The sequence below is a fragment of the Streptomyces sp. NPDC041814 genome (assembly GCF_055590565.1).
On the sequence record NZ_JBVJAM010000001.1, the window covers coordinates 213,309 to 226,649 of the forward strand.

General features: G+C 68.5%; 11 protein-coding genes and 1 tRNA gene. 9 read left to right on the plus strand and 3 right to left on the minus strand.

From position 1 onward, the window contains the following. Window positions 1–4 precede the first annotated feature (4 nt). From ACZ6C6_RS01000 to ACZ6C6_RS01030, 7 genes are all read left to right on the plus strand, one after another. Window positions 5–2,278 carry an FdhF/YdeP family oxidoreductase gene (locus ACZ6C6_RS01000; RefSeq protein ID WP_469197800.1) on the plus strand — a complete coding sequence of 758 codons (2,274 nt, stop codon included), beginning with the start codon at window positions 5–7 and terminating at the stop codon, window positions 2,276–2,278. Between the two features lie 66 nt (window positions 2,279–2,344). Continuing rightward, complete coding sequence (locus ACZ6C6_RS01005) at window positions 2,345–2,815, plus strand: PaaI family thioesterase (RefSeq protein WP_469197802.1); 471 nt, start codon at window positions 2,345–2,347, stop codon at window positions 2,813–2,815. Between the two features lie 649 nt (window positions 2,816–3,464). Continuing rightward, window positions 3,465–4,682 (plus strand): branched-chain amino acid ABC transporter substrate-binding protein, encoded by a 1,218-nt coding sequence (locus ACZ6C6_RS01010; protein WP_469199261.1) that lies wholly within the window; start codon window positions 3,465–3,467, stop codon window positions 4,680–4,682. A gap of 98 nt (window positions 4,683–4,780) precedes the next feature. After that, window positions 4,781–5,710 (plus strand): branched-chain amino acid ABC transporter permease, encoded by a 930-nt coding sequence (locus ACZ6C6_RS01015; RefSeq protein ID WP_469197804.1) that lies wholly within the window; start codon window positions 4,781–4,783, stop codon window positions 5,708–5,710. Between the two features lie 5 nt (window positions 5,711–5,715). After that, complete coding sequence (locus tag ACZ6C6_RS01020; RefSeq protein WP_469197806.1) at window positions 5,716–7,494, plus strand: branched-chain amino acid ABC transporter permease; 1,779 nt, start codon at window positions 5,716–5,718, stop codon at window positions 7,492–7,494. 4 nt (window positions 7,495–7,498) lie between these two features. After that, complete coding sequence (locus ACZ6C6_RS01025) at window positions 7,499–8,392, plus strand: ABC transporter ATP-binding protein (RefSeq protein ID WP_469197808.1); 894 nt, start codon at window positions 7,499–7,501, stop codon at window positions 8,390–8,392. Further along, window positions 8,389–9,105: an ABC transporter ATP-binding protein gene (locus ACZ6C6_RS01030; RefSeq protein WP_383749027.1), complete on the plus strand. Its 717-nt coding sequence runs from the start codon at window positions 8,389–8,391 to the stop codon at window positions 9,103–9,105. Before ACZ6C6_RS01025 ends, ACZ6C6_RS01030 begins: the two co-directional genes overlap by 4 nt. A 65-nt stretch (window positions 9,106–9,170) precedes the next feature. On the opposite strand, the gene ACZ6C6_RS01035 is transcribed toward ACZ6C6_RS01030, so the two are convergent. Further along, window positions 9,171–9,821 carry an ANTAR domain-containing response regulator gene (locus ACZ6C6_RS01035; RefSeq protein ID WP_311313004.1) on the minus strand — a complete coding sequence of 217 codons (651 nt, stop codon included), beginning with the start codon at window positions 9,819–9,821 and terminating at the stop codon, window positions 9,171–9,173. Between the two features lie 98 nt (window positions 9,822–9,919). Here ACZ6C6_RS01035 and ACZ6C6_RS01040 point away from each other — a divergent pair. Both ACZ6C6_RS01040 and ACZ6C6_RS01045 read left to right on the plus strand, forming a co-directional pair. Next, window positions 9,920–9,994, plus strand: a tRNA-Leu gene (locus ACZ6C6_RS01040). A 109-nt stretch (window positions 9,995–10,103) separates the two neighbouring features. Next, window positions 10,104–10,886 (plus strand): transcriptional regulator, encoded by a 783-nt coding sequence (locus ACZ6C6_RS01045; protein WP_469197811.1) that lies wholly within the window; start codon window positions 10,104–10,106, stop codon window positions 10,884–10,886. Window positions 10,887–10,892: 6 nt separating this feature from the next. Here ACZ6C6_RS01045 and pyk read toward each other — a convergent pair whose 3' ends face one another. Continuing rightward, window positions 10,893–12,326, minus strand: a complete 1,434-nt coding sequence (pyk, locus tag ACZ6C6_RS01050) for a pyruvate kinase (protein WP_469197813.1) — start codon at window positions 12,324–12,326, stop codon at window positions 10,893–10,895. Window positions 12,327–12,472: 146 nt separating this feature from the next. Beyond that, window positions 12,473–13,174, minus strand: a complete 702-nt coding sequence (locus tag ACZ6C6_RS01055; protein ID WP_469197815.1) for an SIMPL domain-containing protein — start codon at window positions 13,172–13,174, stop codon at window positions 12,473–12,475. Window positions 13,175–13,341 lie beyond the last annotated feature (167 nt).

Genomic DNA, 13,341 nt, shown 5'->3' on the forward strand with positions numbered 1-13,341 from the left:
CACCATGGCCAGCAAGCCGCCCGCAGGAGACCCCGTCCAGGACGCCCCCCGGGTCGGACCGGCCCAGCACTCCGCCGCCGGGCTGCCCGCCGTCGCCCAGAGCCTGCGCGTCGCCCAGCAGCAGATGGGCCTGCGCCGCACCGCGCAGACCCTCCTCAAGGTCAACCAGAAGGACGGCTTCGACTGCCCCGGCTGCGCCTGGCCCGAGGGCGACAAGCGGCACACCGCCGAGTTCTGCGAGAACGGCGTCAAGGCCGTCGCCGAGGAGGCCACGCTCCGCCGGGTCACCCCGGACTTCTTCGCCGCGCACCCCGTCTCCGACCTCGCCGGGCGCAGCGGCTACTGGCTCGGCCAGCAGGGCCGCATCACCCAGCCCGTCCACCTCCCCGAGGGCGCCGACCGCTACGAGGCGGTCACCTGGGAGCGGGCCTTCGCCATCATGGCCGAGGAACTGGGCGCCCTCGACTCCCCCGACGAGGCGGTCTTCTACACCTCCGGGCGCACCAGCAACGAGGCCGCGTTCCTCCTCCAGCTCTTCGCCCGCGAGTTCGGCACCAACAACCTGCCGGACTGCTCCAACATGTGCCACGAGTCCTCGGGCTCCGCGCTCACCGAGACCATCGGCGTCGGCAAGGGCTCGGTGTCCCTGGAGGACCTGCACCACGCCGACCTGATCATCATCGCCGGGCAGAACCCCGGCACCAACCACCCCCGGATGCTCTCCGCCCTGGAGCAGGCCAAGGCGGCCGGAGCGAAGATCATCTCGGTGAACCCGCTGCCCGAGGCCGGACTCGAACGCTTCAAGAACCCGCAGACCCCCCAGGGCATGCTCAAGGGCACCCCGCTGAACGATCTCTTCCTCCAGATCCGGATCGGCGGCGACCAGGCCCTCTTCCGCCTCCTCAACAAACTGATCCTGGAGACCGAGGGCGCCGTCGACCGGACGTTCGTCGCCGAACACACCCACGGCTACGAGGAGTTCGCCGCCGCCGCGGCCGAGGCCGACTGGGACACGACGCTCGCCGCCACCGGGCTCGACCGCGCCGCCGTCGAACAGGCCCTCGCCATGATCCTGGCCTCGGAGCGCACCGTCGTCTGCTGGGCCATGGGCCTCACCCAGCACAAGCACTCCGTGCCCACCATCCGCGAGGTCGTCAACTTCCTCCTGCTGCGCGGCAACATCGGCCGCCCCGGCGCCGGCGTCTGCCCCGTGCGCGGCCACTCCAACGTCCAGGGCGACCGCACCATGGGCATCTTCGAACGGCCCGCGCCCGCCTTCCTCGACGCCCTCGACAAGGAGTTCGAAATCACCTCACCGCGCCACCACGGCTACGACGTGGTCCGCGCGATCCGCGCCCTGCGCGACGGCGACGCCAAGGTCTTCTTCGCGATGGGCGGCAACTTCGTCGCCGCCACCCCCGACACCCACGTCACCGAGGCCGCCATGCGCAACGCGCGCCTCACCGTCCACGTCTCCACCAAACTCAACCGCTCCCACGTGGTCACCGGCGCCCGCGCACTGATCCTGCCCACCCTCGGCCGCACCGACAAGGACGTCCAGGCGGGCGGCAAGCAGTTCGTCACCGTCGAGGACTCCATGAGCAAGGTCCACGCCTCACGCGGCAACCTCACCCCCGCGAGCCCCCACCTCCTCTCCGAACCCGCCATCGTCGCCCGCCTCGCCCGCGCCGTCCTCGGGCCCGCGTCCACCACGCCCTGGGAGGAGTTCGAGAAGGACTACGCCACCATCCGGGACCGCATCTCCCGCGTCGTCCCCGGCTTCGAGAACTTCAACGCGCGCATCGCCCACCCCGGCGGCTTCACCCTCCCGCACGGCCCCCGCGACTCCCGCCGCTTCCCCACCGCCACCGGGAAGGCCAACTTCACCGCCGCGCCGGTCGAGTCCCCCGAAGTGCCCGAAGGCCGGCTGCTGCTCCAGACCCTGCGCTCCCACGACCAGTACAACACCACGATCTACGGCCTGGACGACCGCTACCGGGGCATCAAGGGCGGCCGCCGCGTCGTCCTCGTACACCCGCAGGACGCGGCCGCCCTCGGGCTCGCCGACGGGTCGTACACCGATCTGGTCAGCGAGTGGAAGGACGGGGTGGAACGCCGCGCCCCCGGCTTCCGCGTCGTCCACTACCCCACCGCCCGGGGCTGCGCCGCCGCGTACTACCCGGAGACCAATGTGCTGGTCCCGCTCGACTCCACCGCCGACACCAGCAACACCCCCGCCTCCAAGTCCGTCGTGGTGCGCTTCGAGCCCGCGCACTAAGCGCCCGCTCAGGCGTCTGATAAGAACGACGCATACGAGCACCGCACCGAGACGAAAGGCGGACCCATGGGCGAGCACACCACACCCCAGTTCCCCCAGGAGATCATCGACGAGTACGCCGCACTCGGCGTCGACCTGCCCGCCCTCTTCTCCGCAGGCCACCTCGGCGAACGCATGGGCGTCCGCATCCTCGAAGCCTCCGCCGAGCGCGTCGTGGGCACCATGCCCGTCGAGGGCAACACCCAGCCGTACGGACTCCTGCACGGCGGCGCCTCCGCCGTCCTCGCCGAGACCCTGGGCTCCGTCGGGTCCATGCTGCACGGCGGCCCGGCCAAGCTCGCCGTGGGCGTCGACCTGAACTGCACCCATCACCGAGGGGTACGGAGCGGCCTCGTCACCGGCACCGCCACCCCCGTGCACCGGGGACGCACCACCGCCACCTACGAGATCGCCATCACCGACGAACAGGGCAAGCGGGTCTGCACCGCGCGCCTCACCTGCCTGCTCCGCGACGCCCCCGCACCCGGAGCCGCCTGACCGCGCACCACACCCCACCACCCCTGCCCGGCCGTCACCCAAAACGGCCGGGCAGCGGCATATCCGGGCACAACCACCGCCACGATCAAGGAAATTGAGCGGCACACGGCCCCAACCCCCTTGACCCGAAGCCCCGTTCCGTGGCCCACTCAGCTGCCCACACCTGACCCGCCCCCACCACCACACCGCGTCGCCGCACCCCCGCCGCCGTAACGCAGCGTGACCAACGCCCCAAGTGGCGCACTCAGCCGCGACGCGACCAGCCCGGCCCCGAAGCCACCGGGCCCTTCGCCATGCCCCCGCACCCCCGCACCGGACCCCCACCGGGCGACAGCAGCAAGATCACCTCAAGCCCCTTAGCAGAGCTGCGCGTTCTCACATTGCGGTCACTTCACGGTCCGGTAAAAAGCCGTACATGTCCGCCCACCCACCTCAAGCCTTGCTCAAGGGCATAACAAGACAGTCACATCCTTGGCCGGCACCCCTCCCGACCCCCACCACTGCCCTTAGAGTCACGGCCAGTCACCGCGCCGCCGGGCGCGTCTGCAAGCACGGCCCTGTACCAATCCAGTACGGCCCGGCGAACGACACGGCACCTCAAGCAGAGGAGGCCGCGCCAGGGAAAGGACCTTTCGTGCGACACCGTTCTTTGCTCATCCTCACCACAGTGCTCACCACCGGTGCACTGACGCTCACCGCCTGCGGGTCGCGCGACGACGACAACAAGAGCGACGGCAACAGCGGCGGCTCCAACACCACCGTCGTGATCGGCGTCGACGCGCCGCTCACCGGTGACCTCTCCGCCCTCGGCCTCGGCATCAAGAACTCCGCCGACCTCGCCGCCAAAACGGCGAACAAGGAGAAGACCGTCCCCGGCATCACCTTCGAGGTGCAGCCGCTCGACGACCAGGCCCAGCCCTCCGTCGGCCAGCAGAACGCCACCAAGTTCATCGACAACAAGAAGGTCGTCGGTGTCGTCGGCCCGCTGAACTCCGGCGTCTCCCAGTCGATGCAGAAACCCCTCAACGACGCCGGCCTCACCCAGGTCTCCCCCGCCAACACCGGCACCGAGCTCACCCAGGGCGACAACTGGAAGACCGGCGACAAGAAGCGCCCCTTCAAGACCTACTTCCGCACCGCCACCACGGACCAGATCCAGGGCGCCTTCGCCGCGAAGTACCTCTACAACAACGCGAAGATCAAGCAGGTCTACCTCATCGACGACCAGAAGCCCTACGGCGCCGGTCTCGCCGCCTCCTTCAAGGCGACCTTCACCGGCCTCGGCGGCAAGATCGCCGGCTCCGACCACGTCAACCCCGACGACCGCGACTTCAACGCCGTCGTCACCAAGGTCAAGAAGTCCGGCGCCAAGGCCGTCTACTACGGCGGCGAGTACCCCGCCGGCGCACCCCTGAGCCAGCAGCTCAAGGACAGCGTCCAGATCCCCCTCATGGGCGGCGACGGCATGTACAGCGCCGACTTCATCAAGCTCAACAAGAAGGCCCAGGGCGACATCGCGACCTCCGTCGGCAAGCCCGTCGAGGAACTCGACTCCGCCAAGAAGTTCATCGCGGACTACAAGACCGCCGGCTACAAGGAAGCCTACGAGGCCTACGGGGGCGGCACCTACGACGCCACCTGGGCCATCATCGAGGCCGTCAAGCTCGCCGTCTCCGAGAACGACGGCAAGCTCCCCGACGACGCCCGCGCCAAGGTGCTCGACGCCATGAGCAAGGTCAAGTTCGACGGCGTCACCGGCCCGGTCTCCTTCGACGAGTACGGCGACACCACCAACACCATGATGACCGCCTACCAGGTCGACGGCGGCAAGTGGGTCTCCAAGCTCAGCGAGGCCTACAAGCCGTAACCCCTCCCGGGCACGCCCGACCGACCCCAGACCGCGCGGGAGCGCTACGAGCACTCCCGCGCGGTGCCATATCCGAACCACTCCACGGAGGCCCTGCGGTGCACGAACTGCCGCAACAGCTGGCCAATGGACTCATCCTCGGCGCGATGTACGGACTCATCGCGATCGGCTACACGATGGTCTACGGAATCATCCAGCTCATCAACTTCGCCCACGGCGAGATCTTCATGATCGGAGGCTTCGGAGCTCTCACCGTGTACCTCTGGATGCCGGCCGGCTCCAACCTCCTCGCCATCGTCCCCCTCATGATCATCGGCGGCGTCATATGCTCCGTCGCCATCAGCGTCGCCGCCGAACGCTTCGCCTACCGGCCCCTCCGCAACGCCCCCAGGCTCGCCCCGCTGATCACCGCGATCGGACTCTCCCTCGCACTCCAGCAGGCCATCTGGAAGTGGTACCCGGACGCCACCAAGGACCACCCCTTCCCCCAGTTCAAGGGCGACGCCCTCGAACTCTTCGGCACCCACATCCAGCGCGGTGACCTCTTCGTCCTCATCTCCGCCCCCGTCTGCATGATCGCCCTCGGGCTCTTCGTCTCGAAGACCCGCTCCGGCCGCGGCATGCAGGCCACCTCCCAGGACCCCGACACCGCCAAGCTCATGGGCATCAACACCGACCGCATCATCGTCATGGCCTTCGCCATCGGTGCCGCGTTCGCCGCCGTCGCCGCCGTCGCCTACGGGCTCAAGAACGGCCAGATCGGCTTCCGCATGGGCTTCCTCATGGGCCTCAAGGCGTTCACCGCCGCAGTGCTCGGCGGCATCGGCAACATCTACGGCGCCATGCTCGGCGGCGTCGTCCTCGGCGTCGCCGAATCCCTCGCCACCGGCTACATGAGCGACGTACCCGGCATGGACCTCTTCGGCGGCGGCGCCTGGAAGGACGTGTGGGCCTTCGTCCTCCTCATCGTCGTCCTGCTGCTGCGGCCCCAGGGCCTGCTCGGCGAACGCGTCGCGGACAGGGCGTGATACGGATGACCACCGCACTGCTCCCCCTCCCCGCCCCCGCCGCCCGCATCGCCACCCTCACCGGCGCCGCGGCCGCCCTCGCCGGCACCCTCCTCCCCTGGACCTGGACCTCCGAATTCCCCGGCGACCTCACCGTCACCGGCTACCCCGGCGGCCTCCAAGTCCTCACCCTCACCGGCGCGATCCTCACCCTGCTCTTCGCCCTCACCGGCTACGGCATCCCCGGACTGCGCTGGCTCACCCCCGCCGGCACCAACAGCCCCATCCGCCTCCTCGCCCTCGCCACCTTCTGCACCACCGGCTACGCCATGGGCGCCATCTCCTACGAGCTCGGCGGCGTCGTCAACCTCGAACCGGGAGCCTGGGTCAGCGGCATCGGCGCACTCGTCGCCGTCATCGCCTCCCTCGCCCTCCCCTACGACGTCCCGCTCTCCGAGGACGGGCTCGCGCCGAACGCCTGGCAGCGCTTCCGCAACAGCCTCGCCGCCCCGTCCGCGCCCCGCGCCAAGGCCCTCCCGGCCTGGGCCGAGATCATCATCATCGCGGTCGCCTTCGGCCTCGCGCTCTACGTCTTCACCTACGGCATCGACATCCCCACCGAGGACTCCGAACAGTTCATCGGCTTCCTCATCACCGCGGGCTTCGCCTTCACCGCACTCACCCGCGCCGGACTCATCGCCCGGCTCACCGCGCTGACCACCAAGCACCGCAACGTCACCCTCGCGGCCGCCCTCGTCGCCGCGCTCTGCTTCCCCTTCACCCAGGACACCGCGGAATACGCCCTCATCGGCGTCAACATCCTCATCTTCGCCACCGTCGCCCTGGGCCTCAACGTCGTCGTCGGCCTCGCCGGCCTCCTCGACCTCGGCTACGTCGCCTTCCTCGGCGTCGGCGCCTACACCGCCGCCCTCGTCTCCGGCGCACCCCTCTCCGCGATCGGCGTCAAGTTCCCGTTCTGGGCCGCCGTCCTCACCGGAGCGGTCGTCTCCATGATCTTCGGCGTCCTCATCGGCGCCCCGACCCTGCGACTGCGCGGCGACTACCTCGCCATCGTGACGCTCGGCTTCGGTGAGATCTTCCGCGTCACCGTGAACAACCTCAACGGCAACAGCGGCCCCGACCTCACCAACGGCTCCCAGGGCATCCCCAGCATCCCCGACCTCAACCTCTTCGGGATCGACTTCGCCCTCAGCCACGACGTCGGCCCCTTCACCCTCAGCAGGCCCGCCAACTACTACCTGCTGATGCTCGTCGTCACCGCCGTGGTCGTCCTCGTCTTCCGCCGCTCCGGAGAATCCCGCATCGGCCGCGCCTGGGTCGCCATCCGCGAAGACGAAACCGCCGCCACCGCCATGGGCATCAACGCCTTCCGGCTCAAGCTGCTCGCCTTCGCCCTCGGCGCCACGCTCGCCGGCCTCGCCGGCACCGTACAGGCACACGTCAACTACACCGTGACGCCCGAGCAGTACCAGTTCGCCGGCTCCGTACCACCGAACTCCGCCTTCCTCCTCGCCGCCGTCATCCTCGGCGGCATGGGAACCCTCAGCGGACCCTTCGTCGGCGCCGCACTGCTCTACCTCATCCCGGCCAAGCTCCAGTTCATGCAGGACTACCAGCTGTTCCTCTTCGGCATCGCGCTCGTCCTCCTGATGCGCTTCCGGCCCGAGGGCCTGATCGCCGACCGCAGGAAACAGCTCGAATTCCACGAGAACGACCAGCTCGACGTGCCCACACCCCGGAAGTCCGACGAGACGGACGCCGGCATCGCCAAGGCGGGGGCGTAACACCATGACCACCACCACAGAAACCGCCACCCGGACGACCGTCCTGGACGCCAGCGGCGTCACCATGCGCTTCGGCGGCCTCACCGCCGTCCGAAACGTCGACCTCCAGGTCAACAGCGGCGAGATCGTCGGCCTCATCGGCCCCAACGGCGCAGGCAAGACCACCTTCTTCAACTGCCTCACCGGCCTCTACGTCCCCACCGAGGGCAAGGTCAGCTACAAGGGCACCGTCCTGCCGCCCAAACCCCACCTCGTCACCAAAGCCGGCATCGCCCGCACCTTCCAGAACATCCGGCTCTTCGCCAACATGACCGTCCTGGAAAACGTGCTCGTCGGACGCCACACCAGGACCAAGGAAGGGCTCTGGTCCGCCCTGCTCCACCTGCCCGGCTACCGGGCCGCCGAGAACTCCAGCCGCGAACGCGCCATGGAACTCCTGGAGTTCATCGGCCTCCAGGACAAGGCCGACCACCTCGCGCGCAACCTCCCCTACGGAGACCAGCGCAAACTGGAAATCGCCCGCGCGCTCGCCAGCGACCCCGGACTCCTCCTCCTGGACGAGCCCACCGCCGGCATGAACCCGCAGGAGACCCGCGTCACCGAAGAACTCATCTTCGCGATCCGGGACCAGGGCATCGCCGTCCTCGTCATCGAGCACGACATGCGCTTCATCTTCAACCTCTGCGACCGCGTCGCCTGCCTCGTCCAGGGCGAAAAGCTCGTCGAAGGCACCGCCGCCGAGGTCCAGAGCGACGAACGCGTCATCGCCGCCTACCTCGGCACCCCCTTCGAAGGCGCCCCCGGCGCCGACGAGGTCGCCGAGGTCGAGAAGGCCGAAGCCGAAGCCCACACGAGCACGAGCACCGACACGAGCACGGAAGAGGAGGACAACCGATGACCGCACTGCTGGAGGTCGAGGACCTCCGCGTCGCCTACGGCAAGATCGAAGCCGTCAAGGGCATCTCGTTCACCGTCGAAGCCGGCCAGGTGGTCACCCTCATCGGCACCAACGGCGCCGGCAAGACCACCACCCTGCGCACCCTCTCCGGGCTGCTCAAACCCCTCGCCGGACGCATCCTCTTCGAGGGCAAACCGCTCACCAACATCCCCGCACACAAGATCGTCTCCCTGGGCCTCGCCCACTCCCCCGAGGGCCGCCACATCTTCCCCCGGCTGACGATCACGGAGAACCTCCTCCTCGGCGCCTACCTCCGCAACGACAAGGCCGGCATCGAGAAGGACGTCCAGCGCGCCTACGACCTCTTCCCCATCCTCGGGGAACGCCGCAAGCAGGCCGCCGGAACGCTCTCCGGCGGCGAGCAGCAGATGCTCGCCATGGGCAGGGCGATGATGTCCCAGCCCAAGCTGCTCATGCTCGACGAGCCCTCCATGGGCCTCTCCCCGATCATGATGCAGAAGATCATGGAGACCATCGTCGAGCTCCGCGCCTCCGGCACGACGATCCTCCTGGTCGAGCAGAACGCCCAGGCCGCGCTGTCGCTCGCCGACCAGGGCCACGTCATGGAGATCGGCAAGATCGTTCTCTCCGGCACCGGGGCGGACCTCCTCCACGACGAGTCCGTCCGCAAGGCGTACCTGGGCGAGGACTGAGCGCTTACGCGTACGAGAAAGGCCCGCGCCTGTCTGGCGCGGGCCTTTCCTCTGCTCTGCGGGGCCTACTCGGCGGCCCTCTTCTTCTCCTCGGCGTCCTCGATCAGGGCCTCGGCGAGCTGCTGCATCGACAGCCTGCGGTCCATGGACGTCTTCTGGATCCACCGGAACGCCTCCGGCTCGGAGAGCCCGTAGTCCGTCTGGAGAATGCTCTTCGCCCGGTCCACCAGCTTCCGCGTCTCCAGCCGCTGGGCGAGGTCGGCGACCTCGTTCTCCAGGGCCTTCAGCTCGGAGAACCGCGAGACGGCCATCTCGATCGCCGGGACGACGTCGCTCTTGCTGAACGGCTTCACGAGGTACGCCATCGCCCCGGCGTCCCGGGCCCGCTCCACGAGGTCGCGCTGCGAGAACGCGGTGAGCATGAGGACCGGCGCGATGGACTCCTCGGCGATCTTCTCGGCGGCGGAGATCCCGTCGAGCACGGGCATCTTCACATCGAGGATCACCAGGTCCGGCTTGTGCTCCCGCGCCAGCTCGACGGCCTGCTGCCCGTCCCCGGCCTCGCCGACGACGGAGTAGCCCTCTTCTTCGAGCATCTCTTTGAGGTCGAGGCGAATGAGTGCCTCGTCCTCGGCGATGACGACGCGGGTCGTCAGCGGCGGAACGTGCGACTTGTCGTCATCGGCGACGGGCTGGGGCGACTCGGGGGTGGTCACGGGGCTCCTTGGTCCAGGGCAGGTACAGCTGCCTTGAGCCTACCCAGCTGCGGTATGGTGGTCGCGCAGCGGGTCGAAGGAAGCCTTCGATTCTGTTGGCCCCGGTAGCCCAATTGGCAGCAGGCAATGGATTCAAAACCCATACAGTGTCGGTTCGAGTCCGACTCGGGGCACTTTTCCTTCGATTGCAAGGTTGCAGGGAAACGTCGCTGATTCACGACATCGTGTGACCACACCGTCGTTTCACCCCTCGCGCGTCGCACACCTACCAGGCTCGGTCGTGTGTACGACCTGGAAACGCGCAAGCACGCACTCGCCCTCCTCGATCAGGGCTTCAGCCAGAACTCCGTGAGCAAGCAGACCGGCATTTCGCGGGCCGCGATACGCGCCTGGCTCACGCGCATCGAGCCGCTGCCCCGCATCGTGGGGCACACCGAGTGCCCTCGTTGCGCGCCCGTGCCGTTCCCGCCCAGTGACCCCGCCAACTACTCGTACCTACTAGGGCTGTACTTGGGCGACGGCTGTGTCAGCGCGCACCCACGAGGCCTGGGCTACTACTTGCGCATTGCCTGCGCCGACGCGTGGCCGGGGCTCATCGAGGAATGCCGCAACGCTATCGCGGCCGTCCATCCGTCTGGTTCCGTATATCTCGCACAGAAGCAGGGGTGTGTCGCAGTGACCAGCTACAGCAGGCACTGGCCCTGCCTGTTCCCGCAGCATGGTCCCGGCAAGAAGCATGACCGCATCATCGCACTGGCCCATTGGCAGCAGGAGATCGTGAACGCCAACCCCTGGGAGTTCATCCGAGGGCTGATCCATTCCGACGGATGCCGCATCACCAACTGGACCACCCGCCTCGTCGGAGGCGAACGGAAGCGCTACGAGTACCCGCGCTACTTCTTCAGCAACAAATCGGACGACATCCGCAAGCTCTTCAGCGACACACTCACCGCCGTAGGCGTCGAATGGACCACGCTCGCTCGGGGCAGCGACCCATTCAACATCTCCGTCGCCCGACGGGCGTCCGTCGCACTCATGGACGCTCACGTCGGGCCGAAATACTGAGCCGCCCTACTTCGGGCTGTCGTCCTCGCCGATGTGGTGCACGCGCACCAGATTCGTGGAGCCCGCGACACCCGGCGGGGAGCCTGCCGTGATGACCACGACGTCGCCCTTCTGGCAGCGGCCGATCTTCAGGAGCTCCTCGTCCACTTGGGCCACCATCGCGTCCGTGGAGTCCACGTGCGGGCCCAGGAACGTTTCGACACCCCAGGTCAGGTTGAGCTGGGAACGCGTGGCCGGGTCCGGGGTGAAGGCCAGGAGCGGGATCGGGGAGCGGTAGCGCGACAGCCGCTTCACCGTGTCGCCGCTCTGGGTGAAGGCCACCAGGAACTTCGCGCCGAGGAAGTCGCCCATCTCCGCCGCCGCGCGGGCCACCGCGCCGCCCTGGGTGCGGGGCTTGTTGCGCTCCGTCAGCGGCGGGAGCCCCTTCGCGAGGATGTCCTCCTCGGCCGCCTCCACGATGCGGGCCATCGTGCGGACCGTTTCGATCGCGTACTTGCCGACGCTCGTCTCGCCGGAGAGCATCACCGCGTCCGTGCCGTCGATGACGGCGTTCGCGACGTCGGACGCCTCGGCGCGGGTGGGCCGGGAGTTGTCGATCATCGAGTCGAGCATCTGCGTCGCGACGATGACCGGCTTCGCGTTGCGCTTGGCGAGCTTGATCGCGCGCTTCTGGACGATCGGGACCTGCTCCAGCGGCATTTCGACGCCCAGGTCGCCGCGGGCGACCATGATGCCGTCGAAGGCGGCGACGATGTCCTCGATGTTGTCGACGGCCTGCGGCTTCTCGACCTTGGCGATGACGGGGAGGCGGCGGCCCTCCTCGTCCATGACGCGGTGGACGTCCTCGATGTCGCGGCCGCTGCGGACGAAGGAGAGGGCGATGATGTCGGCGCCGGTGCGGATGGCCCAGCGCAGGTCCTCGATGTCCTTCTCGGAGAGCGCGGGGACGGAGACGGCGACGCCGGGGAGGTTGAGGCCCTTGTGGTCGGAGACCATGCCGCCCTCGACCACGGTGGTGCGGACGCGGGGGCCGTCGACCTCGATGACCTCCAGGGTGACGCGGCCGTCGTCGATCAGGATGCGCTCACCGGGGGTGACGTCCGCGGCGAGGCCGTTGTACGTCGTACCGCAGCCGTTGCGGTCGCCGTCCATCGGCTCGACGGTGATGGTGAAGTCGTCGCCGCGTTCAAGGAGTACGGGTCCTTCGCGGAAGCGTCCGAGGCGGATCTTCGGGCCTTGAAGGTCGGCGAGGACGCCCACGCTGCGGTGCGCCTCGTCGGACGCTTTGCGCACGCGTTGATAGCGCTCTTCGTGTTCGGCGTAGCTGCCGTGGCTGAGGTTGAGGCGGGCGATGTCCATTCCCGCCTCGACCAGGGCCTTGATCTGGTCGTATGAGTCGGTTGCGGGTCCCAGGGTGCAAACGATTTTGGCTCGGCGCATGGTTCGAGCCTAGACCTTACCTATGGGTAGGTAATTGGCTCCGTATGACTGTCCAACCACCTTTGGATGAAGGGTTATTGACAAGTGTTGAATTGTGCGGCGGCGTGCTCGGATGAGCACGCGCCGGTGTCCCCGTGGGCGGTGATTCAGAGCTTCGGTGGGGTCATGGTGAAGCGGGCGTTCACCTGCGCGAACACGGTCTGCCGCTGCGGTTCGAGGTCGACGGGGGGCGGCGGCGGGGCACCCCCTCCGGCGGGGGCGGGCACCGGGCCGCCGTAGCCGCCGGTCCTGGCGTACGCGACGGGTGCTGCGTTCTCCGCGCCGATGTCGGCGAGTTCGACCAGGGCGGCGAGCTCCGCGCCAAGTGCCCCGGCGTATTCGCGGGCGCGCTGGACGGCTTCGCGGACGGCTTGGCGGCGGGCCTCGCCGTGGGCGGGTGAGCTGGGGCGCAGGGCCCACCAGGGGCCGCTGACGTGGGTCATGTCGAGGTCGCCGACGCGGGTGACGAATTCGCCGAGTGCGGTGAAGTCGTTGAGGACGGCGGTGATGTAGACGCGGCCGTGGTAGGCGCGGATCTTTTCGTCGCGGCCGCGCTGGACGAGTTCGGGGTGGATGGAGAGGGCGCCGGTTTCGATCTTCTCGACGGCGTCGCCGTAGGTGCGGGCGAGTTCGAGGACGGTGGCGTTGCGCCGGGTGAGGTCTTCGAGGGCGGCGCGGCGGTCCTTGCCGCGGGCGGTGACGGTGATGGAGAGGCGGGCGATCTCGGGGTCGACTTCGAGGCGGGCTTCGCCGCGGACGGCGAGGCGGGGTTGGTCGGGGGTGCCGTAGGGCTGTGCGGGCTCGGTCATGGGTCCACTGTGGCATCCGGGTGTGACAGTAGGGGTGTTGGCGGCCGGTCGGGGTTCTGTCGATGTGTGGTCATGGAACGGAAACCTGCCGGGGGTGTTGCCGGGGGTGGTGCGTGGGTGATTATCTACGCGCGTTGTTGGACGGTGTAGATCAGAACTTCGCACCA